Genomic DNA, 23,984 nt, shown 5'->3' on the forward strand with positions numbered 1-23,984 from the left:
CGGCAAATGGAAGAGCTAAGTCATGACTGCTGCTACCCACGTCCTGGAACAGTCGATCGTTGTCTTCTCCCAAAACTACTTGCCCATTAGCCGGGTCAACATTAGGCGGGCGATTGTGCTGCTGCTGACGGGCAAGGCAGAGCCGCTGGCGATGATGAATGTGCCGGTATGGAAAGTGCGCTCCCCCAGCCAGGTGATCGAGGTGCCCGAGCACATCCGCCTGACCATCAAGGGCAAAGAGCGGGCCTGGCGAGTGCCCCCTGTTAACCGGCGGGAGGTTCTGCGGCGGGATCACCACACCTGTCAGTACTGTGGCAGCACCCACAACCTAACCCTGGATCATGTCGTGCCTCTTTCTCGCGGGGGATCCCACACTTGGGACAATGTGGTGACTGCCTGCGAGCGCTGCAACCAGCGCAAGGGCAACCGCACGCCCGAAGAGGCGGGCATGGTTCTGCGCAGCAAACCCCGCGCCCCCCTCCACCCGACGGTGGCTTTTGCCGAGCAGTTTTGGCGCGAACAGCAGAGCCGGCAAGAGCCAATCTACGGCTACAGCGCAAGTTAGAATCGGCAAATTTCGGTTGTTATCGAGGAGGATCCGCGTCGGCCATGATGACCGTAATGGAGTTTTTTGCCCTCAGCGCTGGCGAGTGGATGTGTCAGCGTACCAGCCATCACTTGGCCTTTCGCCGCTCTGAGGGGGGGAGATCGCGGATGCAAATTGCTACCCTTTCGCCCGCCGATCCGGCAGTTATCCAGGTTTGTGAGCTGTTCAAGGTGGATCCACGGCGGGCCGTGGGGGCGGCGCGAGTGCAGTGGAATGGGGAGCAGGAGTGGGACAACGAAGAGTACAAAGGCGATGTGGTGCTGGTTCCCATTCCCGATCCCGACAACCCCATGCGGGGGCAACTGTTGCGGGATCAGGGCTATGCCGAGAAAGTGCCGGTGGCCGGCACCTACGTCATGGGATCGGACGGCGCCCTCACCCTCTACACCGAGTACGAGATGACCGAGTCGGAGGAGCGCATCTGGTTTGCCAGCCCCAACCTGCGCCTGCGGGCCAGCACCGTCAAGCGCTTCGGCGGCTTCAGCATGGCCTCTTTCTGCTCCGAGGTGCGCAAGCTCTCCGCCAGCCCTTCCCCCATCTCGGCTGTGGCTGAATCCCGCTCTCTCTAGGCTGTGGGCTGACCAGAAAGCTTGCCGGCGCCGGATCCCTGGCTTACTGGGGAGAGCCTCAGCCGGCAAGGGATGGGCTAAAACCTCTGTTGGTGGGTCATTTGTAGACGGAAAACCCGGGCTGTGGCGGATCTAAGCGACTTTATCCAGGGTATTGAGCAGCTCATCGAGCTAGCCCAGAAGCTGGACGAGAAAAAAAACACGGGGGGGCTGCGAACCGAAGTGCGCATCCAGGCCCGATCCCTGGGCAGCTCCATCCCCCCTTCTGGTTCTATCCCCCGCCGCCGCAGTGCCCAGACGGGGGATCCCTCCTGGAGCAGCGAGCCTCAGGTGATGTCCACGTCAGGCTGGCGCGAGCCGCCCAAGGCTGACCCTACGCCTGAGGCCACTGTCGCCGACCCCCCCGGCAGCCCAGACACCTGGCCGGGACCGCGCCTCAAGGATGTGGGGGGGTTGAAGGAACAACTGCAAGCTTTGCGGGAGCTGGTGGAGATCCCCCTCAAGCGGCCCGATCTGCTGGCCAAGTTGGGTTTGGAGCCGCCCCGTGGCGTGCTGTTGGTTGGCCCCCCTGGCACTGGCAAGACCCTGACGGCCCGCGCTTTGGCCGAGAGCCTGGGGGTGAACTACATTGCCCTCGTCGGCCCGGAGCTGATCGGCAAGTACTATGGGGAGGCGGAGGCGCGCCTGCGGCAGGTATTTGAAAAGGCGGCCAAGTCGGCCCCCTGTCTCGTGTTCATCGACGAAATCGACGCCCTTGTGCCCAACCGCGCCGCCGTCGAGGGAGAGGTGGAAAAGCGCCTGGTGGCTCAAATGCTGGGGCTGATGGACGGCTTTGTGGCCCAAAAAGGTGTTGTGGTGCTGGCGGCCACCAACCGGCCCGAGGCCCTGGATCCGGCGCTGCGGCGACCGGGCCGCTTCGACCGCGAGGTCATTTTCAAGGTGCCGGATCGGGAGGGGCGGCGGGAGATCTTGGCCATCCACACCCGCGGCATGCCGCTGGCAGAAGATGTGGACTTGGACAGCCTGGCGGATCAGACGCTGGGCTTTGTGGGGGCAGATCTGCGCGGCCTGTGCCAGGCGGCAGCCTATGCGGCCTTGCGGCGGCAGGTGCCGGATCTGGGATCCCCCATCCCCGACTCCTTGACAGTTTCGGCGGCGGACTTTCAGCAGGCCCTGCAACAGGTGAAGCCGGCGGTGTTGCGCTCAGTGGAAATCGAGTCGCCCCAGGTGAGCTGGGATCAGATCGGCGGCCTGGAGCAGGCCAAGCAGGTTCTGCAGGAGGCCATCGAGGGATCCCTGCTGCACCCGGAGCTGTACGAGCAGGCCCAGGCGCAAGCGCCCAAAGGGATCCTCCTCAGCGGCCCTCCCGGCACCGGCAAGACCCTGCTGGCCAAGGCGATTGCCTCCCAGGCCAAGGCCAACTTCATCGCCGTCTCCGGCCCAGAGCTCTTGAGCAAATGGGTGGGATCCTCCGAGCAGGCGGTGCGAGAGCTCTTTGCCCGCGCCCGCCAGTGCGCCCCTTGTGTCATCTTCATCGACGAGATCGACACCCTCGCCCCGGCGCGGGGCAGCTACTCCGGCGATAGCGGCGTCAGCGACCGCGTCCTGGGGCAACTGCTGGCCGAACTGGACGGGATCCGCCCCAGCCAGGGGGTGTTGGTGGTGGCCGCCACCAACCGCAAAGCCAGCTTGGATCCCGCCCTCACCCGCGCCGGCCGGCTGGAGCTGCACCTGAGTGTGGAGCTGCCGGATCGGGCCGGGCGGCGGGAGATCTTGGCCGTGCACAACCGCAAGCGCCCCCTGGGGCCGGATGTGGATCTGGAAGGATGGGCTGAGCGCACGGAAGGCTGGAGCGGCGCCGATCTGGCTCTCTTGAGCAACCGGGCGGCAATTGCCGCCATTCGCCGCCACCGGGCCACTGCCGAGTCGGTGGATCCCAAGACCCTGGTCATCCGCCAGGAGGACTTTGCCCAGGCCTTTGCCGAGCTGCAGCAGCAGCGCCAGGCCACCTAGAAGACCGGGATCCCTTGCCATTCCGGCTGCCGGTGGGCGTGGGCCGCCTCGCCGCAGGTGCGGGGGGTGGGAAAGATCTTGTCGGGATTGGCGATGTGCTGCGGGTCGAGCACCTGCCGCACCCACTGCATGCTCTCCAAATCCGTGGGCGTAAACATCTCCGACATGTAGCAGCGCTTGTCGGCCCCGATGCCATGCTCGCCAGAGATGCTGCCTCCCAGGCGCACGCAGAGCTTGAGGATCTCACCCCCCAGCTTCTCCACCTGCTCCAGGGATCCCGGCACCGACTCGTCGTAGAGAATCAGCGGATGGAGGTTGCCGTCGCCGGCGTGGAACACATTGGCCACCGGGTAGCCGTACTGGCGGCTGAGGCGCTCGATTTCTTTGAGGACATAGGCTAGCTGGCTGCGGGGGATCACCCCATCCTGGACGTAGTAGTTGGGGCTGAGCTTGCCCATGGCGGCAAAGGCCGCCTTGCGCCCCTTCCACAGCCGCGCCCGCTCTTCTGCATCGACGGCCACCTGCACCTGGCGGGCCCCGTTTTTCAAGCAGAGCGCCCTCACCTGTTGGCCGACTTCCTCCACCTCCAGCTCCAGCCCGTCCACCTCCACCAGCAAGATGGCTGCCGCATCCCGCGGGTAGCAGCCCAACTGCACCACATCCTCCACAGCATTGATGCTGAAGTTGTCCATGATCTCCAGGCCGGCGGGGATGATCCCGGCGGCGATGATGTCGGAAACGGTGGCTCCTGCCGCCTCGACGCTGTCAAAATCCGCCAGCAAGACCTGCACCTGGGCCGGCGCCTTGAGCAAGCGCAGGGTAATCTCGGTAGCAATGCCCAGAGTGCCCTCGGAGCCGACGAACAGGCCCACCCAGTCGTAGCCGGGCATCTCCGGGATCTTGCCCCCCCAGCGCACCACTTCCCCATCCGGCAGCACCACCGTCAGGCCGAGGATGTGGTTGGCCGTCACCCCGTACTTGAGACAGTGGACGCCGCCGGAGTTTTCCGCCACATTGCCGCCGATGGAGCAAACCGACTGGCTGGAGGGATCCGGCGCATAAAAATAGCCCTGGGCGGCCACCGCTTGGGTAATCCAGGCGTTGATTACTCCCGGCTGCACCACCATGCAGCGGTTGTCTAGGTCAATCTCCAGGATCTGTTTCATCAGGGTGGTGGCGATGACGACGCTATTTTCCAGCGGCAGCGCCCCTCCCGAAAGGCCGGTGCCGGATCCCCGCGCCACGAAGGGCACCTGGTAGCGGCTGCACAGCTTCACCACCTGCGCCACCTCCTCCGTGGTGCGCGGCAACACCACCAGAGCCGGCCTTTGCCGGTAGCTGGTCAGCCCGTCGCACTCGTAAACCAGCAGCTCCTCCGGCCTGCTGATCACCCGCCGGGGATCGAGAATTTTTTTGAGCTCAGCCCTCAGTTTGAGCCAATCGAAGGTGAGGCCAGCTTGCAACGGGTGAGAGGAGCGAACAGCCATAGGGGGCGGCAGAACATCTCGTGAGGGGGATATCGTCACTATAGTCTGGATAGTCTGGCCGGAGAGCCTATGCAGTCCCGCAACGCCGAACAGATCCTTGAGCAAGTGCGGCAGCTCTACGACCTCTACCCCTTCCCACCACAGCCCATCGGCACCGTTCCCCCGCCGGGGTGGAACTGGCGCTGGAGCTGGCCCCAGGCCTATGCTTTTTGCACCGGATCCCATCCGGGCCGGCGCAAGGTGCGCATCCTGGATGCCGGCTGCGGCTCTGGGGTAGGGACAGAATACATCGCCCACCAAAACCCGGAAGCGGAGATCTGGGCCTTTGACCTAAGCGGCCGCGCCCTGGAGATTGCCAAGGCCCGCTGCCGGGCTTCCCAGGCGCCGCCAGTGCAGTTTTGCCAGCTCAACGTTTACGACATCGACCAACTGCCGGGGCAGTTCGACTTCATCAACTGCGTGGGCATGCTCCACCACCTGCCGGATCCGCTGGCGGGGCTGCAGGCGCTGGCGAGCAAATTGGCCCCTGGCGGGATCCTGCATTTGTTTGTCTATGGCGAGCTGGGCCGCCACGAAATTCGCCTGATGCAAAAGGCCATCCGCCTACTGGTCGCCGGCTCCGAACACCAGCCCCTGGCTTCCGCAGAACACCTGCAACAAGGGCTACAGGTAGGCCGCCGCCTCTTCCGGATTTTGCCGGAGAGCAACCGCATCCAGCAGCAGGAACGCGCCCGCTGGGCCGTTGAGAACGTGGACGACGAATGCTTTGCCGACATGTACCTGCACCCGCAGGAAGTGGACTACAACATTGAGACCCTGTTTGAGCTGATCCGCGCCTCCGGGCTGCAGTTTTTGCGCTTTTCCAACCCGGAGTTCTGGCGGCTGGAACGGGTGTTGGGCCAGGATGAGGCCCTGCTGGCCCAGGCGGCTCAACTGCCAGAGCCGGAGCGCTACCGCCTGATCGAGCTGCTGGATCCGGTGGTGGCCCACTACGAGCTCTTCCTCGGCAAGCCTCCCCTCCCCCGCTGGGAATGGACCAGTCCGGAGGCGGTGGCCTCGGCTGTTGCCCACCTCAGCCCATGTCTAGGCCTGTGGCCGGGCCGGAGCATCTTCAACTACGCCTACGAGGCAATCTCCCTCAGCGAGGAAGCCTTCGCCTTCCTGCAGCAGGTGGACGGGATCCGCACCGTCCAAGCCCTTCAAGACAGCCTGGAGTCTCCCCTGGGCTGGCCGCAGTTGCAGCAGTTGCTGCGCTGGCAAGTGCTGCTCTTGGAGCCACGGGAGGGCTGTCTTTGAGTGCCTCTGAGCAAATGTGGGCAGCCAAGACCGGTGGCAGCATTTGCCTTCTTGGACTTTCCTGCTCTATGCTGGGAGGCTGTGACCTTTTCTCCAGCCCCACCCATTCTGGGGGTACTGCCATGCCCAAAATCAAAACTCGCAAGGCAGCCGCCAAGCGCTTTCGCCTCACCGGCAGCGGCAAGTTTATGCGCCGCCGGGCCGGGCACAACCACCTACTTGAGCACAAAACCAGCAACCGTAAGCGCAAGCTGGCGGGTGTAGCCCTGGTAAGCAAGCAGGATCTGGCCAATGTGCGCCTGATGCTGCCCAACACCCACTAGCTGGGTCCTGTTCGCGCTACGCGCCGCTTCCCCGACGCCTCGGCACGTTGGGGACGGGTTGAAGTCTCAAGGTTTGCCGGGGGCTCGCCAACTTCTATATCCGTCTGTATTGGGTTACTGCCATGAGAGTCAAACGCGGCAATGTTGCCCGCAAGCGTCGTAAGAAGATCCTCAAGCTAGCCAAAGGCTTTCGAGGAGCCGGCTCCAAGCTGTTCCGCACTGCCAACCAGCAGGTGATGAAGGCTCTGCGCAGCGCCTACCGGGATCGCCGGCGCAAGAAGCGGGATTTTCGCCGCCTGTGGATTGCCCGCATCAACGCGGCCACCCGCGCCCAGGGCCTGCGCTACAGCGAGTTCATCGACGGCCTCAAAAAAGGCAATATCCAACTGAACCGCAAAATGCTGGCCCGCTTGGCCTTCCTGGATCCAGAAGCCTTTACCCAAGTGGTGGAAGCAGCTCGCCAGGCCCGCGCCTCCTAAAGAGATGGGGTCTCGGTCTCCGTTGGCCGCAGCAATCCAGAGGTCTTGCATGGCAGCCGGCCTGGCCTTGGCTTGCTTGGGGAGGGGGATCCCTGCGGCTGCCCGCCCCTGGCCAGAGATTGTGCGTTCGGGTCAGGTGCGAATTGCGGTCAAAGACAACCTGAGGCCGTTGGGCTTTCGCGATCCCATGGGCAAGCTGCAGGGGTTTGAGATCGAGCTGGCCCGCGAGCTGGGATCCCGGCTCTTGGGATCCGCGGAGGCGGTGGAGCTGGTGCCGGTAGCCAACGTGAAGCGGCTGCAGGCAGTGGCCGCTGGGGAGGTAGATCTGGCTATTGCCCAGCTTGGCATTACGCCGGATCGGGCGCGACAAGTGGAGTTTACCTCGCCCTACTATCAGGATGGCCCCAGCTTGGTTGTGGCCCGTTCCCACAACTGGGAAAGGTGGTCGGATGTGGGCGGCGCGCGGATTGCCGTCCTGCGCGGATCGGCTGCTATTCCTTACCTCCAGCGCTACCTCCCAGGGGTTGAGTTGGTGGCGGTGGATTCCTACCGGGAAGGGGCGGAATTGCTCCTAAAGGGAGCGGTGCAGGCCTGGGCAGCGGATCGCTCGGTGCTGGCAGGGTGGCTGGCGGAGCACCCCCAGTTTCAGTTTTTGGGATCCCCGTTGGCGGCGGTGGGGCTGGGCATTGCCCTGCCCAAGGGGCTGGAGCATGCTGAATTGCGGCTGCGGGTGCGCCGCGAGCTGGAGAACCTGCGCGCTGAGGGCTGGCTGGCGGAGCGGGCCAGAGCCTGGGGTCTGCCCTAGTGCAAAAAGTGACGGATGCCAGTGCAGACCATGGCGATCCCAGCAGCATTGGCAGCAGCAATGGAATCGGCATCGCGGAGACTGCCTCCCGGCTGGATGATGGCGCGGATCCCAGCACGGGCTGCCGCCTCCACACTGTCGGCAAAGGGGAAAAAGCCGTCGCTGGCCAAAACCGCTCCTGCTGCCTGCGAGCCGGCCTGGCGAAGGGCAATCTCGACGGCGCCTACCCGGTTCATCTGGCCTGCGCCAATGCCGAGGGTCTGCCCCTGCCGGGCAACGACGATGGCGTTGGATTTCACGTGTTTGCAGACCGTCCAGGCAAACTCCAGATCCGCCCACTCTTCCGGTGTCGGCTGGCGCTCGCTCACCACCCGCCAGGACGGGCGGCGGTCGGATCCCTGGGCCAAGTCAGCCTCCTGCACCAGGAAGCCCCCAGCCAGGGTGCGAACGGTTTGGGCCGGCCCAACCGCAAAGTCCGGCAGAACCAAAAGCCGCAAGTTCTTTTTGGCTGCCAGTTGCTCAGCCGCCTCGGGGGTGCAGTCCGGGACAACCACGCATTCCAAAAAGGGCTCCGCCAGCCGCCGGGCAGCCTCCCCATCCAAGGTTTGGTTGAGGGCGACAATGCCCCCGAAGGCGGAAACGGGATCGGCGGCCAAAGCCGCCTCAAAAGCGGCAGCCAGAGTTGGGCGAACGGCTACCCCACAGGGGTTGTTGTGCTTGACAATCACCGCCACCGCTGGCCTAGGGCCGTTGGCCAGCCCTAGGCTCAGTTCTGCCGCCAGGGCGCGGGCCGCCTCTAGATCCAGCAGGTTGTTGTAGCTGAGCTCCTTCCCCTGCAACTGTTTGGCCCGATGCCAGCCGGGAGCAGCCGCATCCACCACATACCAGGTGGCGGCTTGGTGGGGATTTTCCCCGTAGCGCAGGCGTTGCCAAGGGATCCCTTGCAGTTGAAAAACCTGCTCGGCAGCGGTTGCAGGAGCTGGAGCTTGAGAGGGGCGGGACAGCTCTGAGCGAGTTAGGTAGTCGACAATGGCGCGGTCGTAGGCCAGTACCTGCTCGAAGGCGCGGCGGGCACACTGGAAGCGAAAGGCCAGCCGCTCCGCCTCGCTGGAGGGGCTAGAGAGCAATTGCAAATACTGAGGGTACTGGCTGGGATCGGTGAGCACGGTAACGTGGGGATAATTCTTGGCTGCCGCCCGCGCCAGCGTCGGCCCGCCGATGTCGATCTGTTCAAAAGCCTCCTCCAGCGACACCCCTGCCCGGGCCACCGTCTGCTCGAAAGGATAGAAATTGACCACCACCAACTGGATGGGAGGGATCCCCAGCGCCTCCAGATCCGCCCGGTCTTCGCGGCGCTCCAGGCGGGCCAGAATGCCCCCGTGAATGCGGGGGTGCAGCGTTTTTACCCGTCCCCCCAAGATCTCCGGCGCGCCGGTATGCTCCGAAACAGGGGTGACCGGGATCCCAGCTTCTGACAGCGCCTTGGCTGTGCCTCCGCTGCTGAGCAGCTGAAAGCCGTGCTCCTGCACGAGGGCCTGGGCCAGCGGGATCAGGCCGGTCTTATCGGAGACACTTAGGAGAGCCAAAGGTGGGAAGGGCTGAGCAGACATCGGTTGTTAGCGATCTCAAGAGAGCAGAGTTGCCTAGGAGATCCCAACAGGTGGAGATCCCACGCCCCAGCATAGCGCCCCTGCCGGGAGGGGGATAGGAGGTTGTTGCCACTACTGAGAGGTCGGAGAGGTGGCTGGGGTTCACGTGGGATGATCCAGGATGCCAGAAGGTGCAATTCCAGCCACTCAAAAGGGATCCCAGCCCTGCCGAGAAAGTGCTATGACAAGATGAGCGTGAATTGCCGCTAGAAGGGGGTAACTAGGATCGTATGGATAGAGTCTTGCAGCTCCTGATCCAGGGTTGGTACTATTCCATCCCCCTGTTGACGTTCTCAGTCTTCTCGGTGGCCTGTTGCATCGAGCGGGCCTTGTTTTGGTGGAAAGTCACCCACCGGCAGGAGGAGGTGGTGCGGCAAGCCCTGAGCCAGTACCGCCGCAACCCACGCGCTGCCCAGTACCTGCTGGAGCAAAATGCGGATCTCCCCATTGCCCGCATCTTTTTGGCCGGCCTGGAGCTGAACGAAGCCAGCCCCGAAGATTTTAAGCTGGCCCTGGAGACAGCCTTGGCGGCAGAGGTGCCCCTGCTGAAGCGCTTCAATACGGTCTTCGACACCGTCATTACCGTTGCCCCCTTCCTGGGCCTGCTGGGCACCGTTACCGGCATCATCCAGATCCTCAGCTCCATCCAACTGGGGGATATCGGCGGCACCGATACGCAAGGGGTAGGGCAGGGGATCGCCGAAGCCCTCTACTCGACCGCTTTTGGGCTGATCGTGGCCATTCCCACCTTGCTAATCTCCAACGTCTTCCGCTCTCTGTACCTGCGGCAGCTCTCCAAGATCCAGGAGTACGGCGGCGAGCTGGAGTTGCTGCATCGCCAGCGGCAAGAGATGCAAGCCCAACAGCTTTCCCAGTATTCTTACGCCAAGCCCAGCCCCAGCGGCAGCTCCACTCTTCCTCCCTACTCCCCCCTTGAGCCCTCCTAGCCTATGCGCATCCCCGAAGAAAACTTTCGATCCGGCGAGATCAACATCGTGCCCCTGATCGATGTCATCTTCTCGATCTTGGTGTTTTTCGTCATCGCCAGCCTGGTGCTTACCCGCTCGGAGGCCCTCGATGTCAATTTGCCAGAGGCCTCCACAGCCGAAGCCCGCCGCCAGCCAGACGTTACGGTGAGCATCACCGCTGAAGGCCAAATTGCCGTCAACCGCAAGGCGATTGCCAATCTTGCCGCCCTGATCCCAGAGGTGGAACGCGTCCTGGCCGAGAAGCCGGCTGAAGGGCGCCGCCTGGTGGTGATCAACGCCGATTTGGCTCTCTCCCACGGCAAGGTGGTGGAGGTGATGGATACCCTGCAGCGACTGCCCAACGTCAGCCTGGCCATCGCTGCCCGCCGCCCTGCCAATAACCGTTGACAGGCTCCCCTCTGGGGCCGGGGGTGAGGGCCATCACCCTGCCCCCAGCAGTTGGATCAGGAGCGCTTTTTGCACGTGGAGGCGATTTTCTGCTTGATCCCACACCCGGGACTGGGATCCCTCCAAGACCTCGGCGGTGATCTCCTCTTCCCGGTGCGCGGGCAGGCAGTGGAGCACAATGGCCTCGCGAGCCGCCTGTTTCAGCAGCTTAGCATTGACCTGGTAGGGCAGGAAGTCGGCTTTGCGCGCCTCGGCCTGGTCTTCTTGGCCCATGCTGGCCCACACGTCGGTATAGACCACCTGGGCTCCCGCGACCGCTTCGTAGGGATCCCGCAACACCCACACCTGCGATCCCTGGGCCAAGGCTTGCGCTTCTGCTACTACTGCCGCATCTGGCTCGTAGCCGGGGGGGGTGGCGACGCGGATGTGGATCCCGCTCATGGCACAGCCCAGCAGCAGGGAATGGGCAACATTATTGCCGTCGCCGCAATAGGCCAAGGTCAGGCCCGCCAGTTGGCCGAAGTTCTCCTGGATGGTGAGCAGATCGGCCAAAACTTGGCAGGGGTGAAACTGATCCGTGAGGGCGTTGATCACGGGGATCTCGGCATATTCGGCAAAGATTTCCAGCTCCCGCTGGTTGTAGGTGCGAATGGCAATGGCGTCCAGGTAGCGGGAGAGAACGCGGGCCGTATCCTGCAGAGGCTCGCCGCGGCTCATCTGCATCGCCGTCGGCACCAGATCTAGGGTGCTGCCCCCGCACTGGGCCATGGCAGCGGTAAAGCTGACGCGGGTGCGGGTAGAAGCCTTCTGAAACAACAGCCCCAGCACCCGGCCGCGCAGATCCACCCGATAGGGATCCCGCTTCAGTTGCGCCGCTTGGACCAGCAAGGCCGCTAGTTCCGCCGGGCTCAGGTCGCTGAGTTTGAGCAGATCCCGCCCGGCTAAGTTGATGGATCCTACAGCTTGCAACCCCGCCATCGCGCTTCACCGCCTCCGCAAACAACTTCCGGCCCGCGCTGCTGCCTGCTCGCCAGCGCAAGGCCGCTACTCAGCAAGGTCTCGCAGCCTGGGCCCCAACGCTGGCTAGAGGGAAGAGGAACGCATTGGCTCCTTGGCCTGTTGCTGGCGGGCCGAGATCTGCGCCTGGAGGGCCTGGATAGCGGCGGCATATTGCGGGTCGGCGGGAGTCGCCACCAACTCGCGATCCCGGCTGAGGCGATTGAGATCTTCTTCGGACAGTTCCACGACAATGTCAGGGGTGATGCCTTTGTGATCGATATCGGTGCCTTTGGGGGTGCGATAGCGGGCGATGGTCACCGCCAGGCCCGACCCATCGGAGAGGGGATGCACCGACTGCACTAGGCCCTTGCCAAAGGTTTGCGTGCCCACGATCACGGCGCGCCGGTTATCCTGCAAAGCCCCCGACAAGATCTCGCTGGCGCTGGCGGATCCTCCATCCACCAAGACAGCCAAAGGCTTGTCGGTGAGGGCGCTGTTGTTGGCCGTGAGGCGATCCTGCTCCCCTTGCCGGTTCACCGTCGAGACAATGCTGCCCCGGTCGATCCACATGCGGGCGATCTCGGCGCTGGAGTAGAGCAGCCCCCCCGGATTGGCCCTCAGATCCAGCACATAGGCGGCCACCCCTTGTTTCTCCAGCTCGCGAATGGCCTGGCGCACCTTGTCGGCGGCATTGCCGGAAAACTGGGTGATGCGGATGTAGCCAATGGGCAGGCCATTTTCCTGGTGAACCGCATAGCGCACGGTGGCCAGCTCAATTCTCTCCCGCACCAGGTCGAACACCTTCAGCCCTTCCCCCTCGCGGCGGATGGTCAGCCGCACCCGTGTGCCCGGCTCGCCGCGAATGAGGCTGACGGCGGTGTTGGTGTCCATCCCTTCGGTGGATTTGTCGTCGATGCGCACGATTACATCTTTGGACTTGATCCCGGCCCGGTCGGCGGGGGATCCTTCGATGGGGGAGATCACCACCAGCTCGTTGGTCTCTTGATCCATGCCCAGCGTGATCCCCACCCCGGTCAGCTCACCGGATGTGTCAATTTGCATGCTGGCGAACTGGTCGGGATCCAAGAAGCGGGTGTAGGGATCGTTCAGTTTCTTCAGGGCTTCGCGAATGGCTGCATAGGCATCTTCTCGGGTGGCATATTCTCGGCTGAGCAGATCCCGCCGCACCGCCTCCCAGTCGACGGAGTTGAAGGAAGGGTCGACGTATTCGCGATTAACAATCTGCCAAACTTCGTCCACCACTTCCTTGGGATCCCGGCGAAACCCTGCCCAACCCGGCATGGATAGCTGCACCCCGACAAGCGACACGGCTGTGACCACTGCAGCCGTTGCACTCACCACAAACCCACGCTTTCTCATTGGCTCTCCTGGAAGACAAGGTCTAAAAGTCGAGGTTAATCTCCAGCTTTTGGGGGTTTCGCCCAGAGGCTCTTCCCTGCCCCAACTTTATCTCAGGGACAAAGCAGTGCTGCCTGCCCCAGCCGGTGGTATCCAAAGTTTGGTAGGCTGCAAATGGTACAGCCCAACTGTGCCCAACGTAGCACAGGGATCCCTGCAAAGGTGCTCTCGCGATCACATTTGCAAAGGCGCTTTTTCTTCTGGAGTCCATGTCTCTTGTAACCGACTCTCCCAGCCTGCCGGAAGCTGCTGCTGACTCGCCCCTGCTGGCCCAGGTGCAGTTGGCTCGCGCTGCCGCTCGACGCACGGCTACCTTGCCCACTGCCATTAAAAATGCCGCCCTAGAGGCCATGGCCACCGCTTTGCTGGAACACCAAGAGGCCATCTTGGCAGCCAACCAGGCGGATTTGGAGCAGGCAGCGGAGCAGGTCAAGGCCGGTGAGCTGTCCGCCTCGGCCTACGCCCGCTTGAAGTTGGACGCCCAGAAATTGGCCGACGCGGTGGCCGGGGTGCGGCAGGTGCTGCGGCTGCCGGATCCGGTGGGGCAGGCCTTGCTGATCCGGGAACTGGATGAGGGGCTGGTGCTGGAGCGGCGCACCTACCCTCTGGGAGTGCTGGGGGTGATCTTCGAGTCGCGGCCCGATGCTCTGGTGCAAATTGCCGCCCTGGCGGTGAAAACCGGCAACAGCGTCCTGCTCAAGGGTGGCTCGGAGGCGCTCTGCTCCTGCCAGGCATTGATGGCGGCCATCCAGGCGGGGCTGCAGCAGATCCCCGAGTTTCCCCAGGGATCTTTGCAGTTGCTCACCAGCCGTGCCGAGGTCAAGGCCCTGCTGCAACTGGAAGGGCTGGTGGATCTCATCATCCCCCGCGGCTCCAGCAGCTTTGTCCGCTACATCATGGAAAATACCCGCATCCCGGTGCTGGGCCATGCCGATGGCCTCTGCCACTTGTACGTAGATCGGGCTGCCGATGTGGACATGGCGGTGAGGCTAACCCTGGACAGCAAAACCCAGTACCCCGCCGCCTGCAACGCCATCGAAACCCTGCTGGTGCACGCAGAGATCGCCCCCCGGTTTTTGCCCCTGGCCGTGCAGGCGCTGCGCGAGAAGGGGGTGGAGTTGCGCGGGGATCCCCGCTGCCGCCAACTGGTGCCCGATCTGATCCCGGCCAGCGAGGCCGACTGGCGCACGGAGTACGCCGACCTGATTCTGGCCATCAAAATGGTGGATTCTCTCGACGAAGCCATTGCCCACATCGAGCGGTACGGATCCCGCCATACCGAGGCCATCGTGACCGAAGATGCCGCCGCTGCCCAGCGCTTCCTCGACGAAGTGGACGCAGCAGGGGTCTTTCACAATGCCTCCACCCGCTTTGCCGATGGCTTTCGCTACGGCTTGGGGGCAGAAGTGGGCATCAGCACCCAAAAGCTGCCGCCGCGCGGCCCAGTGGGTTTGGAGGGCTTGGTGACCTACCGCTACCAACTGCGAGGGCGAGGCCATCTTGTAGCCGACTATACAGGCCCCCAGGCCCGACCTTTTCAACATCGAGATCGCCTGAACACCACCGGTTTGTCTTAGGGATCAGGGCCTGCTGCAGCGGCCGACTGTACAAAGCAATCCATGACGGAAACCGTTCTGCTCGTCTGGGTGGCTCCAAGTTAAGGTAAATTAGAAGATAGCCTTGTGATTTGCAAAGGTTGTGCTTTGTGCCCCGCTGTGGTGCAACAATAGACCACCGAAGGCTACTGGGTTTTGAAATTTGCTGTCGGCTTGAGCGCCTTTGACCTAGCACCTTGCTTTTTGGCTGCCTTTTGTTATTTCGATAGGAGCTTCGCTGCATCATGCCCGTTCGTCTGTATGTCGGAAATCTGCCGGAAGAGGTGGATCGTCAGGCATTGGAGAAGCTCTTTAGCTCTGCAGGTGAGGTCATTTCCACCAAGGTGATTCGGGATCGGCGGACAGGCAAATGTCGCGGCTTCGGGTTTGTAACCGTGAGCACCGAAGAGCAGGCGCAGCAGTACATCGAAAAGTTCAACGGCCACAGCTTTGGCGATGTCAACCTGCGCATCGAGATTGCCCAGCGGCGGGAGAAACGGGAAGACGCCGAAGCCAGGGCAGCAGCCTCCAGCTCCCCAGCTAAGGAGTCTGCCAAAGATGCTGGCAAGGATTCTAGGGCGCCCGGGGATCCTGAGCCCCGAGGTTCTTCCAAAGGCTCCAAAGAGTCTGGGGAAAAGTCCGCTCCCAGCAAAAAGCAACGCCAGCGGGGCAACAAAGGGAGTGGAGGCAATGTCGTTGCCGAGACTGAAGGGGCCTTTGAGCCGGATCCCCGTTGGGCCAGTCAGTTGCAGCGGATTAAGGAGCAGCTTCTCCAAGCGACCAACTCCTGATCCCCCCAAAAGCGTGGTGGACATCGCCGCCATCTGGCGTTAGCCTGGTTGAGCTGTACAGCTCTGGGCATACTCGAGAGGGGGTTTTGGGATGGATAGTCTGGCAAGGGTTTTTCGCGCGTGGGGACAGTGCTTGGCCAAAGCTGGGTTCTTCGGCGCGCTGCTGGTTTGGCTGGGGATGAGCAGCGTTGTCCAAGTTGCCCTCGCAGCTCCAGCCGATTTGGAGGAGCAGGTGCTGCAGATCATTCGCAAGCACCCCCAGGTGATCCTGGAGGCGGTGCAGGAGTACCAGCAGCGGCAGTACCAAGAGCAGCAGCAACAACAGCAGAAGTTGGCGGAAGAATTTGGCCGGCAGTTGCGGGAGAACCCGCGTGCCGTCATCGGAGACTCTCCTCAACTGGGATCCGACGCTTTGCGGTTGGTGTTGGTGGAGTTTTCCGATTTTCAATGTCCCTTCTGCGCCCGCGCCCACGACACCCTCAAACAGTTCATGGCCGAGCACGGGAATGAGGTGACCTTGGTGTACAAGCACCTGCCCTTGACCAGCATCCACCCGGAGGCGATGGCGGCGGCTCGCGCGGCCTGGGCTGCCCACCGTCAGGGCAAGTTCTGGGAGTTCCACGACGAGCTGTTTGCCAACCAATCCCAGCTTGGGGATGAATTTTATGTAGCTACCGCCGAGAAGTTGGGCCTAAATGTGGAGAAATTCAATCGGGATCGGCGCAGCCGGGCGGCGGAGCGCGCCATTCAGCGAGATATGGATCTGGCCTCTCAACTGGGCATCGGCGGCACCCCTCATTTCATCTTGAACGGCCTTTCTTTTTCGGGGGCGCAGCCTTTGGAGGTGTTTGAGCAGACGCTGCAACAGGCCAAGCAAGCCCTCTAGCCCGGTTAGAGCCTCAAGTCCAGATGTCGAGTCCCTATCGTTGCCCAGAGTGCGGAGATAGTTTCCTGTTTCGGCCGGATCCCTGCCCCACCTGTGCCAGCCGAGAACGCCAGAAACAGAAGGCTGCCCGCGCCAGGGAAAAACGGGGCAGCTACGACCTGACGGGCCAGGTGGCCGCCGCCGAGTTCTGGCAACTGTTGCGTTGGTACCCCTGCTGCCCTTGCTGTGGCAAGCCCTGGCCGGAGGTGGGATCCGCCCCTGTCCAGGATCACATCATCCCCCTTAGCCGTGGGGGGCCCAACACGGCTGCCAACCTGCAGCCTCTTTGTCCAGCCTGCAACGGCTGGAAGGCGGATTTTCTCATTTGTTTTGACAGAGCCGTGCCGGGGCGGGTGCGACCCTTGCCTCAGCACCTTTGGCCCAGCTTTCGGCGTTGGCTCGGCCTCGGCGGCGTCGAGGAAAAGCAAGCCCGCGAGCGGCAGTTGGATTGGTTGGATCCCGGCCTAGATCTTGGCGGCGGGGATCGCCCCCAACTGGTGCAACAGTTGGCCTATCCCTTGGCCAGCCCAGCCCAATTGCAGGCGGAAACCTTGCGCCTCACGCTGGCGGCGATCTCACTGGAAGAAGGATCCCTGGCGATTCCAACCAGTGGTGCAAAGGGCAGCGAGGCCCAAGCAGCCCGATGGAGCTATTCCCAACAGCCGCGAAACGGTTCCTAATCTCCCCTCTCCCTGAGGGAGAGGGGCTGGGGGTGAGGGAATCCCTGAGGGAGAGGGGCTGAATCCGGCTGCCGCTACTCGACGGGCAGGATGCGGGCGTCAAACCCTGCTTCAGCCAGAGCACGCCGCGCCTGTTCGGCATTGGCCCGTTGCCGGTAGGTGCCCACCTGAATCACTGAGCCGCGCACAAAAGCGTCAGGGGCAAACTGCTGGAGCTTGGGCAGCGCCTCTGCCCCGGCGGATACCACCACCCAAAATCCGCCCGTGCCTTCTGCGCGCAGGGATGCGGCAGAGGGGGTGGGATCCTGAACCAGAAGCGGTCGAGAGCGGCGCAGATCGGCGGGGAAGATCCCGGCTTCGTAGCCTTGGTCGGCCAAGTACCGCACCTGTTCGGCGGCAGCAGCGGGGTCGGCAAACCCGCCGGTGCGCACCACCCGCAGGTCGTCGTAGATCAAGGGCAGGGATCCCTCTAGCAGTTGTTGGAGTGCAGGCCATTTTTCACCGCTGGGATCGGCCACCAACACCCAGTAGCGCTCCCCCTGAGGTGGGTTGGAGTCGGGATCCCCCACAGCTTCCTCTCCTGCCAACGACACCGCCACCGCCGGCAGGCCCTGGGCGGTCAGCCAGCGGGCCTGATCCTGCGCCAGCGACAGGCGGGAGAAGGTGCCCGTCTGCAAAGCCGCCTGGCCGCGGTATTGCACCACAGCAGCCCCTGGAAAGAAGCGGCGCACCCGCTCTTCCAGCCGGGGATCCCCAGTAGGGTTGGGCACTTGGGTGGCAAAGGGCCGCTGCGGATCGAAGGGGGGAGCCGTTGGCGCTGGCGGGGCAGGACTGGGGGAGGGAGCGGGAAAAGCGGGCGGCAGGGGCGGATCCGTCTCTTGGCGGCTCACCACCCGCACCGGCAACCCCAGCCGTTCCAATTCCGCTTGGCGGCGTTGGGCGTGGTTGCGGTTGATGAACGTCCCCGCTAAGATGAACACTTGTCCATCCCCTTGCACGAAATAGGCGTCCGGCACCTGGGCGCGCACCTTGGCCAGCTCGGCTGCCCCATCGGCCAACACGTGAACTTGGTAACGCGTCAGCGCCAGAGCAGCAGGCAGGGCGAGGGCAAAAGCTGCCAGAGATCCGGCCACGAGCGCCGTCGCCATCGCCGGTCGCAGCCAAGGGACGCATGGAAGGAGGCCTGTACAAGTCGTCCCCCCTGAGGCAAGCCACAGGCGAGCAATCCATCTGCGGCGGTTACGCAGCCCAGCGTTCACGGGAGAAGCGCAGATTTAGTGTACCTCTAGTATAGACACGCCGCTGGCCGAGGAGGGTTTGACCACCCCTGTCACCTGCGGTCTTCAGAAGCGACGGCGACGATAGCGCTGGCGACTCGGTCGGCGGAGGGCCGGGGATCCCCCCAGAGCAAAGCGGATGATCTCCGTCTTGTACTGCTGTGAGCCCTCCGTGTAGCGGGCAAGCTGGATGGCGGATCCCTGGCCGGAGGGGAGGGCTGGCAGAGACTGCTCCGGCGTTGCGGCTTCGATGGCGATGAAAAACCGCAAGCGCAGCAGCACCTCCAATTTAGACAGTCGCTCGGTCTGTTCGGGCACGAGGCGGCCCAGAGAGATTTGGAGGCGCGGCCCGCGTCGCCGGGATCCGGGGCGGCTCCAGAGCTGTTGGGCCAACGTCCACAGAGAGGCCTGCTCAGGAGATTTGACCAACAGCTTCAGTCCCGCCAAGGGGTTGAGGCCATAGGTAAGCAGCAGAGAATACATGGGCAGCGGACTGAGGAGCAGAGAGGCGTTTTTGGGTTAGGGTCAAAAGATAGCTCATAGGCCAACTGTAGCACTGCTACCCGCTATCTGAAGACCGATGGCCATGGCCGGGATCCCTGACCAACGCTGGCTGTTTCAGCCTGTGAACCCACTGGCTGCCCAGAGCTTGGCTGAGGCGGTGGGGGTCTCGCCCGTCTTGGCTCAGATCTTGCTCAATCGCGGCCTCTCCAGCCCTGCTGCCGTGCAGCAGTATTTGCAGCCGGATCCCGTCCACCTGCCCCCGCCCAGCCAAGATTTTGCCGATTTGCCGCTGGCGGTGGAATTGCTGGAGGGGGCGATTCGCCGACAAGAGCCCATTGCCATCTGCGGCGATTACGATGCCGACGGCATGACCAGCACGGCTCTGCTGCTGCGGGCGCTGCGGGGCGCTCCAGTGTATTACCGCATCCCCAGCCGCCTCAGGGAGGGCTATGGCCTCAACAACCGCATGGTGCAGGAGCTGCACCGCGAGGGGGTACGCCTCATCCTCACCGTGGACAACGGCATTGCCGCCCATGCGCCCATCCAACTGGCCAAAGAGCTGGGCTTGACGGTGATCGTGACGGATCACCACGACTTGCCCCCCCAGTTGCCCCCTGCCGACGCCATCCTCAATCCCAAACAGCTCCCCCTCTCTTCTCCCTATCGGGGGATGGCCGGGGTGGGGGTGGCCTACCTCCTGGCCCAGGCCTTGGCAGAGCGCCGCGGGGACGAACATTTGGAACGGGTGGCGCTGGAACTGTTTACGGTGGGCACCATTGCCGATTTGGCGCCGCTGACGGGAGTTAACCGCCTTTGGGTGCGGCAGGGGCTGGCTCTCTTGCCCACTTCCCAGGTGGCCGGGATCCGCGCCCTCTTGGCGGTGATGGGAATGACGGGATCCCCAGAGGAGCTGCGGCCAGAGTGGGTAGGGTTTGGCCTGGGGCCGCGCATCAACGCCATTGGGCGGATTGGCCGACCGGAGCTGGGGATCCAGTTGCTGACCACCGACGATCCGCAGCAGGCAGAAAAACTGGCCCGCCGCTGCGAACGCCTCAACCAGGTGCGGCAGCAGATGTGTGGGCGCATCGAGGCGGAGGCCCTGGAGCAAATCGCCCGGCAAGGGCGGGATCTGCAGCAAGAGCGAGTGTTGACGATTTTGGGATCCCCGCAGCAGCGCTGGCACAAAGGGGTAATTGGCCTGGTGGCCTCGCGGCTGGCGGAGCGTTTTGGCTGTCCGGTGTTTATCGGCAGCCAGTCGCCCCAGGGGGAGATTACCGGCTCGGCGCGGCAGGGGATCCCGGAGTTCGACGTGTTTCAGGCGTTGGAGTTTTGCAAAGATTTGTTCAGCAAACACGGCGGCCACCCGGCGGCGGGGGGATTTAGCCTGAGGGCGGAAAACTGGCCTCTTTTGGAAGAGCGGCTTCGGCAATTTGCCCAACAGCGGTTGCAGCCGGAACAAATCCGTCCCCTGGTGCAGATCGACGCGGAGGTGGCACTGGCGGATCTCACCTTCGACCTCTACCGCGAGCTGCAGCGGTTGCAGCCCTGTGGCATCGGCAATCCGGAGCCGGTCTTTTGCAGCCGCAACCTGCAGGTGTTGCAACAGCAGCGATTTTGCCCACAGCCTGCCCAAAGGGGGGAGGATACCCCCGGCCACCTGAAGCTGCTGCTCCGGGATCCCGTCAGCCGGGGCCTAGACGGGGCAGGATCCTCACTTGCTGCCCCAGCCAAAGCCCGCAGCCGTCCCCTGTGGGCCATTTGGTGGCGAGGGGCCGCCGCCTATCCCCTGCCGGCGCAGATTGACATCGCCTACACCCTCAAGGCCAAAAGGTGGGGGGAAGAAACCCAACTGGAGCTGGAGATTCTTGGGATCCGGCCTGCCGCAGAAGCCAGCTCTGCCGATCTTTCGCCCGCCGCCGTCGCTCCCACCCTCTCCGATGCCAAAGCTGGCGCCCAGGCAGCACCCTCCCCCCTGCTGATCTACCGCCCTGCCCCCCAGCCCACCCAACCGCTGCGTTGGCAGGCTGTATCTCGATTTTCTGCCCTCCTGCCCCAGGCGCGGGGAACGATCCTCCTCTACGGCTTCCGGCGCCCTACGTTTGTCCTGCCACCGAAGCAGCATCCCTCCCTGACCCTCCACTACGACCGCCCCCAAGCTGGCCATCGCTACAACCAACTGTGGCTGTGGAGTTGGCCTCCCTCTTTGGATCACCTCAAGTGGTTGCTCTCCTGCACTCCCGGCGACGCGCTGCTGATTGTCCTGCACCACCAGGCGGTGCCTCTGCCCTCCGCCGCTGCCTTACAACGGCAATTGCGCCACTACCTGCAAAACCAAGCCCAGGTGGATCTGTTACGCTTGGCCCAGCAATGGTGGCTGTCGCCAGCGCTGTTAGTGGCCGGCCTGCGCTCCCTGGGGTATGCCTGTCCAGAGTTTGGCCCGACAGGATCTTTGGAAGAGGAGCTGGAGGCCCAGCGGGCCTGGTACCGCAGCTCTTGGCAACAAGTGGCTGCCCTGCTGCAGGGATCTCGTCCGCAATAGACCCCTCGCTTCCCGCCAGCCTATGGGAATTAAACTGCTCCTCGGCTCCGACTACCACGGCAACGACCGGCTGATCCGGCAGGCCCTTGACCATCTGCCCCAAGTGGATGCTTACATCAACTGCGGCGATTTCTGTTCCAAGGCCGGCAAGCCCTCCTGCAAAGCCACTCAAGGCTTTCACCCCACAGCCCAAGCCGAGGTGGCCCAGTTGCAATCTTTTCTGGCGGCGGTGGACAGTCTGGGCAAGCCCTGGCTCTTTTTGCCCGGCAACCACGATCCGGCAGCCTCTGTTCTGGAGCCGCTGGCTGGCAGTTGGGGGCGGGCGATTACCCAGTCCTGTTGCTTTGAGTGGCTGGGGCTCCAAGTGCTGGCGGTGCCCTGGACTCCCCCCTGTGGTTGGAGCTGGACCCTCACCCGCAGCCATCTGCAGGAGCTGCTCACCCTCTACGGTCAACCTCCTCGCCCCATTGACCTGTTGCTCAGCCACGCGCCGCCGCGGGGCCTGTTGGACGAAGGCGGAAAATGGTACCACCGCCGCATGCCCACCTTGCGCCCCTTGGTGGATCACCTGCAGCCGCGCTACTACATCTGCGGCCACATGCACTGGGACGGGGGCAAGGTGGAGCGGTGCGGATCCACCCTGGTGATCAACACGGCGCTGCACAACATGGTTCTGGAAATCCCCTGAGCCCCTGGGCAGCCCCCCCACTGTCTGCTGGTTTCCCCTAAGATACCCTTATGGCACGCCCCTTGATCTTGGCCAGCAGCAACTCCGGCAAATGGCGGGAGTTCAGCACCTTTTTTCAGCTCCATGCCCCTGCCTGGGAGCTGCGCCCCCTGCCTGCCGAGCTGACTGTGGAAGAGAGCGGCAGCACCTTTGCCGAAAATGCCCTTCTCAAGGCCAAGGCCGTGGCAGAATCGCTGGGGGAGTGGGCCATTGCTGATGACTCCGGCCTGGCGGTGGCAGCCCTTGGCGGCGCCCCCGGGATCCACTCCGCTCGCTATGCCCCCGACGATGCCGCCCGCATCCAGCGGCTGCTGCGGGAGATGGAAGGGATCCCCAACCGCCAAGCCAGCTTTCACTGCGCCATTGCCCTTGTCGATCCCCAGGGCCAGGTGCGGGCCTTGGTGGAGGGCATCTGCCACGGGGAGATCCTGGCTCAGCCGCGGGGCAAGGGAGGGTTTGGCTACGACCCCCTCTTTTGGGTGCCCGAAGTGGGGCTGACCTTCGCCGAGATGAGCCCGGCGCAAAAAGAAGCGGTCGGCCACCGCGGCCAGGCCCTGAGAGCCCTGAAAGAACAGCTCCTCATCTTGGAGCGCAGTCTAGGCTAGCTTGAAGGTACGGCTGCATTCTCCACGAGGGGGGCCGAGACAATGGCAGCAGCCTGGGCCAGAAAAGGTTTCACGAGGCCGCGGGGGGGATCCCTTGAACCCTAAGGCTGCAGCTCTGTGGATCCTACCTGTCAAAAGGTTTCCTCGGTACAGGAAGATGGGAGTGCCAGTTTTGCGTTGGGAGCCTGAAGAATGACCTTCTCTGAGGAGCGCGATCCAAGCCGGGATCCAAACCGTATTCCAGACTCAACGGCTGCTGCCGGCGAGGGAAGCCGCGGCCAAGCTCCCAACAGCCCAGAGTCCCAAGGCCGGCGTTCCCCGCCCCCCTTGCCGGAGGACGGCTCTACTCCCTCCACTGGAGGTGCCGAAGACTGGCTAGAGGATGAGGAGAGGCAAAACGATGGCAAGACGTCCGCTGCTCGTCTCTCTGGGCGCGGAGGACAGAGGGCCAGCTCAGCCCGAGAAGCTGCCGCCGGATCTTCGCGGGGTGCCGAGACGGAGTCCTCTCGGCCCCGGCCCAGCCGTGCCGGACAAGCCTTGGTTCCCCGGCGCCCTATCTCCAGCAACTGGGGTTACGACGGATCCGCCCGCTCTGCCGCCTATGCCGGCTCCTACCGGAGCGACTCCAGCCGTTCTGCAGCTTACGGCTACACCCCCAGCTACGGGGGCAGGGGGGGATATGGAGGGGGAGGACGCAGCAGCAGCTCTTCAGGGGGAGTCTCCTCCTCAGATCTGACCATCCTGCTGGTGGTGGCCCTGCTGGCCTTCTTCGGCGGGTTTGCCATCCGCAACATCTTTGCCGAGTCGGGCGGCTTTGACGATGAGCGCCCCATCCGCGCTGCCAATGTGCCGGCGGCCTTCCGGGATTTTTGCTTTGCCTACAACGGCACGGCTTCCTTTACCGTGGTGCAACTGACCAGCGTCTCTGCCCTCACCATGGCTTCGGTGCCCATTTACAAGATGGACACCTGCACCATCCCTGTCAGCCAAACGGCCAATGCCCTCCAAGCTTTGGGCATCCGCGGGCGGGCAAACACCTTGGGCCCGCAACTGGGCGGATCCAACCTCACCCTGATCCAGATCCCCTTGGCCAGCAGCTTGGCCCGCGCCGTCTACAACCAGTTTCCCAGCTTAGCCACTCAGGGTAATGAGGCCCAGGTTTTGTCCCAACTGGAAACCGCCGTCAACAACGCGCTCCGCTCCAACGTGGAGGGGCTGGCCCTGCAAAACCTGGAGCCCACCAACATCCCCGACGTGTACGTGATGGTGCCGGGCCACTCCTTTGATTTGCAACCGCAGCTTAACCTGCGCTAGCCCCC

General features: G+C 63.5%; 23 protein-coding genes. 17 read left to right on the plus strand and 6 right to left on the minus strand.

Annotation, left to right across the window (positions count from 1 at the left end):
* Positions 1-22: 22 nt before the first annotated feature.
* The 3 genes from NW848_RS00680 to NW848_RS00690 all read left to right on the plus strand — a co-directional run bounded on the left by NW848_RS00680 (position 23) and on the right by NW848_RS00690 (position 3,189).
* Entirely contained in the window at positions 23-565 is a 543-nt protein-coding gene (locus NW848_RS00680; protein ID WP_011431578.1) for an HNH endonuclease, read from the plus strand.
* A 47-nt stretch (positions 566-612) separates the two neighbouring features.
* Complete coding sequence (locus NW848_RS00685; protein ID WP_011431579.1) at positions 613-1,176, plus strand: phycobiliprotein lyase; 564 nt, start codon at positions 613-615, stop codon at positions 1,174-1,176.
* A 123-nt stretch (positions 1,177-1,299) separates the two neighbouring features.
* Positions 1,300-3,189, plus strand: coding sequence for an AAA family ATPase (locus NW848_RS00690; protein WP_099834738.1), 1,890 nt, complete (start codon positions 1,300-1,302; stop codon positions 3,187-3,189).
* On the opposite strand, the gene glcD is transcribed toward NW848_RS00690, so the two are convergent.
* On the minus strand, positions 3,186-4,676 hold the full coding sequence (gene glcD / locus NW848_RS00695) for a glycolate oxidase subunit GlcD (protein WP_240527783.1): 1,491 nt from the start codon (positions 4,674-4,676) through the stop codon (positions 3,186-3,188). The genes NW848_RS00690 and glcD overlap by 4 nt on opposite strands.
* A gap of 69 nt (positions 4,677-4,745) precedes the next feature.
* Here glcD and NW848_RS00700 point away from each other — a divergent pair, with 69 nt between their 5' ends.
* The 4 genes from NW848_RS00700 (at position 4,746) to NW848_RS00715 (ending at position 7,579) form a co-directional block, all read left to right on the plus strand.
* A complete protein-coding gene (locus NW848_RS00700) occupies positions 4,746-5,972 on the plus strand; it encodes a class I SAM-dependent methyltransferase (protein WP_049749799.1) in 1,227 nt (408 codons plus the stop codon).
* A gap of 122 nt (positions 5,973-6,094) precedes the next feature.
* Positions 6,095-6,295 carry a 50S ribosomal protein L35 gene (gene rpmI, locus NW848_RS00705; protein WP_011431583.1) on the plus strand — a complete coding sequence of 67 codons (201 nt, stop codon included), beginning with the start codon at positions 6,095-6,097 and terminating at the stop codon, positions 6,293-6,295.
* A gap of 122 nt (positions 6,296-6,417) precedes the next feature.
* Positions 6,418-6,774 (plus strand): 50S ribosomal protein L20, encoded by a 357-nt coding sequence (rplT, locus tag NW848_RS00710; protein ID WP_011431584.1) that lies wholly within the window; start codon positions 6,418-6,420, stop codon positions 6,772-6,774.
* A 49-nt stretch (positions 6,775-6,823) separates the two neighbouring features.
* Positions 6,824-7,579 carry a transporter substrate-binding domain-containing protein gene (locus NW848_RS00715; protein WP_071813541.1) on the plus strand — a complete coding sequence of 252 codons (756 nt, stop codon included), beginning with the start codon at positions 6,824-6,826 and terminating at the stop codon, positions 7,577-7,579.
* On the opposite strand, the gene purH is transcribed toward NW848_RS00715, so the two are convergent.
* Complete coding sequence (gene purH / locus NW848_RS00720; protein ID WP_011431586.1) at positions 7,576-9,189, minus strand: bifunctional phosphoribosylaminoimidazolecarboxamide formyltransferase/IMP cyclohydrolase; 1,614 nt, start codon at positions 9,187-9,189, stop codon at positions 7,576-7,578. The genes NW848_RS00715 and purH overlap by 4 nt on opposite strands.
* A 293-nt stretch (positions 9,190-9,482) precedes the next feature.
* Between purH and NW848_RS00725 the strand changes: the two genes are divergently transcribed.
* Both NW848_RS00725 and NW848_RS00730 read left to right on the plus strand, forming a co-directional pair.
* Complete coding sequence (locus NW848_RS00725) at positions 9,483-10,175, plus strand: MotA/TolQ/ExbB proton channel family protein (RefSeq protein WP_369781495.1); 693 nt, start codon at positions 9,483-9,485, stop codon at positions 10,173-10,175.
* Between the two features lie 3 nt (positions 10,176-10,178).
* Positions 10,179-10,604, plus strand: a complete 426-nt coding sequence (locus NW848_RS00730; RefSeq protein ID WP_011431588.1) for an ExbD/TolR family protein — start codon at positions 10,179-10,181, stop codon at positions 10,602-10,604.
* 33 nt (positions 10,605-10,637) lie between these two features.
* Here NW848_RS00730 and argF read toward each other — a convergent pair whose 3' ends face one another.
* Both argF and ctpC read right to left on the minus strand, forming a co-directional pair.
* Entirely contained in the window at positions 10,638-11,555 is a 918-nt protein-coding gene (argF, locus tag NW848_RS00735; RefSeq protein ID WP_187147178.1) for an ornithine carbamoyltransferase, read from the minus strand.
* A gap of 132 nt (positions 11,556-11,687) precedes the next feature.
* Entirely contained in the window at positions 11,688-12,983 is a 1,296-nt protein-coding gene (ctpC, locus tag NW848_RS00740) for a carboxyl-terminal processing protease CtpC (RefSeq protein WP_011431590.1), read from the minus strand.
* A gap of 248 nt (positions 12,984-13,231) precedes the next feature.
* Here ctpC and NW848_RS00745 point away from each other — a divergent pair, with 248 nt between their 5' ends.
* The 4 genes from NW848_RS00745 to NW848_RS00760 all read left to right on the plus strand — a co-directional run bounded on the left by NW848_RS00745 (position 13,232) and on the right by NW848_RS00760 (position 17,013).
* On the plus strand, positions 13,232-14,599 hold the full coding sequence (locus tag NW848_RS00745; protein WP_414402199.1) for a glutamate-5-semialdehyde dehydrogenase: 1,368 nt from the start codon (positions 13,232-13,234) through the stop codon (positions 14,597-14,599).
* A 263-nt stretch (positions 14,600-14,862) separates the two neighbouring features.
* The gene (locus NW848_RS00750; RefSeq protein ID WP_011431593.1) at positions 14,863-15,408 is read left to right on the plus strand and encodes an RNA recognition motif domain-containing protein; all 546 of its coding nucleotides are present in this window, start codon (positions 14,863-14,865) and stop codon (positions 15,406-15,408) included.
* A gap of 91 nt (positions 15,409-15,499) precedes the next feature.
* Positions 15,500-16,294, plus strand: a complete 795-nt coding sequence (locus tag NW848_RS00755) for a DsbA family protein (protein ID WP_414508297.1) — start codon at positions 15,500-15,502, stop codon at positions 16,292-16,294.
* 23 nt (positions 16,295-16,317) lie between these two features.
* Positions 16,318-17,013 carry an HNH endonuclease gene (locus tag NW848_RS00760; protein WP_099884437.1) on the plus strand — a complete coding sequence of 232 codons (696 nt, stop codon included), beginning with the start codon at positions 16,318-16,320 and terminating at the stop codon, positions 17,011-17,013.
* A gap of 74 nt (positions 17,014-17,087) precedes the next feature.
* On the opposite strand, the gene NW848_RS00765 is transcribed toward NW848_RS00760, so the two are convergent.
* Both NW848_RS00765 and NW848_RS00770 read right to left on the minus strand, forming a co-directional pair.
* Positions 17,088-18,161, minus strand: a complete 1,074-nt coding sequence (locus NW848_RS00765; RefSeq protein ID WP_187147160.1) for a sporulation protein — start codon at positions 18,159-18,161, stop codon at positions 17,088-17,090.
* A gap of 195 nt (positions 18,162-18,356) precedes the next feature.
* Complete coding sequence (locus tag NW848_RS00770; RefSeq protein WP_011431597.1) at positions 18,357-18,773, minus strand: hypothetical protein; 417 nt, start codon at positions 18,771-18,773, stop codon at positions 18,357-18,359.
* A gap of 97 nt (positions 18,774-18,870) precedes the next feature.
* Between NW848_RS00770 and recJ the strand changes: the two genes are divergently transcribed.
* The 4 genes from recJ to NW848_RS00790 all read left to right on the plus strand — a co-directional run bounded on the left by recJ (position 18,871) and on the right by NW848_RS00790 (position 23,979).
* On the plus strand, positions 18,871-21,333 hold the full coding sequence (recJ, locus tag NW848_RS00775; RefSeq protein WP_240527781.1) for a single-stranded-DNA-specific exonuclease RecJ: 2,463 nt from the start codon (positions 18,871-18,873) through the stop codon (positions 21,331-21,333).
* A gap of 22 nt (positions 21,334-21,355) precedes the next feature.
* The gene (locus tag NW848_RS00780; protein WP_011431599.1) at positions 21,356-22,021 is read left to right on the plus strand and encodes a metallophosphoesterase family protein; all 666 of its coding nucleotides are present in this window, start codon (positions 21,356-21,358) and stop codon (positions 22,019-22,021) included.
* A 50-nt stretch (positions 22,022-22,071) separates the two neighbouring features.
* Positions 22,072-22,665, plus strand: a complete 594-nt coding sequence (rdgB, locus tag NW848_RS00785; RefSeq protein WP_011431600.1) for an RdgB/HAM1 family non-canonical purine NTP pyrophosphatase — start codon at positions 22,072-22,074, stop codon at positions 22,663-22,665.
* A 192-nt stretch (positions 22,666-22,857) separates the two neighbouring features.
* Positions 22,858-23,979, plus strand: a complete 1,122-nt coding sequence (locus NW848_RS00790) for a hypothetical protein (RefSeq protein WP_099812685.1) — start codon at positions 22,858-22,860, stop codon at positions 23,977-23,979.
* Positions 23,980-23,984: the final 5 nt, after the last annotated feature.

This window comes from Synechococcus sp. RC10A2 (genome assembly GCF_047502605.1).